Consider the following 1,802-nt stretch of genomic DNA (forward strand, 5'->3'; position numbering starts at 1 on the left):
GGCCGCCGCCACCCCAAACTCCACCCCCGCCCGGCGCCCCGGAACCCCCCGCTGGCGCGCGCCCTCCCGTGCTGCTCGGTGCGGTGCGTACTCTCCCGTGCGGTCCGGTGCGTGCTGCCCGGTGCGGCGCGTGGAACGCCGTGTGGTGCGTGGAGCGCCATGCATGTGATGCGTGGAGCGGCCGTACCGTACGGGTCGTGCGCCTCCGTACCGCCGCCCTTCCGTACATACCGCGTCATGCCGTACGTACCGTGCCCCGCCGTGCGTCTCCCGGCCGGTCAGCGCCAGTCGCGGGCCCGGCGCGGCAGCCCCGACGCCCCGCCGTCCGGGGTCTTCACGGCCAGCACCTGGTTGACGCCGATCCGGTTGTTCTCGAAGGCGAGCGCCGACGCGGCCATGTAGAGCCGCCAGACCCGGGCCCGGCCCGGACTCGTCAGCCGGACCGCCTCCGCCCAGCGCGCCTCCAGATTGGCCACCCACTCCCGCAGCGTCAGCGCGTAGTGCTCGCGGAGCGTCTCGACGTCCCGGGCCTCGAAGCCGGCCTCCTCCAGGAGTTCCACGGTCCGGCCGAGCGGCGACAGTTCGCCGTCCGGGAAGACATAGGCGTCGATGAACGCGTCGATCTCGTACGCCGATTCGTCGCGCTCGGGGCGGCGGGCGATCTGGTGGTTGAGCAGCCGGCCGCCCGGCTTGAGGAGCGCGTACAGATCGTCCGCGTACTCCCGGTAGCGCACCGAGCCGACGTGTTCGGCCATCCCGATCGACGAAATCGCGTCGTACGGGCCGTCCTTGACGTCCCGGTAGTCCTGGACCTGGATCTCGATACGGTCGGTCAGGCCCTCCTCGGCGATGCGCTTGCGCGCGTACGCGGCCTGCTCGCGGGAGAGGGTGACACCGGTGACCCGCGCCCCGTACTCACGGGCGGCGTGGATCGCCATCGAACCCCATCCGCAGCCGACGTCGAGCAGCCGCACGCCCTCCTTGAGCGCGAGCTTGCGGCAGACCAGGTCGAGCTTGTCGCGCTGGGCGGTCTCCAGCGTGGAGTCCTCGGCCCAGTAGGCGCAGGAGTAGACCATGGAAGGCCCGAGCACCAGCTCGTAGAAGTCGTTGCCCACGTCGTAGTGGTGGCTGATGGCCTGCTTGTCGCGGCGCTTGGTGTGGACCGTGCCGCGGCGGCGTCTGATCTCCTCCGCGGGCGGGGGCGGTGGGGGCAGGATCCCGCCGATGTCCAGGAGCCCGCGGGCCGCGGCCCGCAGCTTCGGGTCGAGGAGCGGGAGGCGCGCCTTCTTCAACTCCGCCGGGTCGTCGCGCTCCCAGATGAGTCCGGCGAGCAGATCGAGCGCCGCGTACAGGTCGCCGTCCACGTCGATCTCACCGGCGACCCAGGCGCGGGCCAGGCCCAGCTCCCCCGGTTTCCACAACAGCCGCCGCAGAGCCCGCCGGTGACGGATCACCAGGACGGGCGTTCCCGGCGGACCCGACTCGCTTCCGTCCCAGGCCCGGATGCGGACCGGGAGCGGGGCTCCCAGCAGCTCCTCGGCGAGAGTGGTCAGCCGCAGCGCGGCGTCGGCCATGGCGCACACCTCCGTACAGATGGAAAAGGCTCAGCAGTAGGTAAACACCGAACACCCGCCGCCACAGTCCCAATACCACATAACAGGAGCGTAAAATCCGTGGTGGATACATGTACATCTGTCCAGGTACGCCGAGGGGGGGGGGCCCCCACAGAGAGGCGGGGGGCGGACCCCGGAGCGAGATCACCAGAGGGGGCGAGAGCTCTGGAGTTGAGTGGGGGTTGGGGT

1 protein-coding gene is annotated in these 1,802 nt (G+C 71.2%); it reads right to left on the bottom strand.

The annotated features are described in order from the left end of the window. Positions 1-278 precede the first annotated feature (278 nt). Positions 279-1,574 carry a class I SAM-dependent methyltransferase gene (locus tag ACFXBC_RS31455; RefSeq protein ID WP_385032191.1) on the bottom strand — a complete coding sequence of 432 codons (1,296 nt, stop codon included), beginning with the start codon at positions 1,572-1,574 and terminating at the stop codon, positions 279-281. Between the last annotated feature and the right edge of the window lie 228 nt (positions 1,575-1,802).

It is taken from the genome of Streptomyces sp. NPDC059398 (assembly GCF_042751845.1).
Taxonomy (GTDB): Bacteria; Actinomycetota; Actinomycetes; order Streptomycetales; family Streptomycetaceae; genus Streptomyces.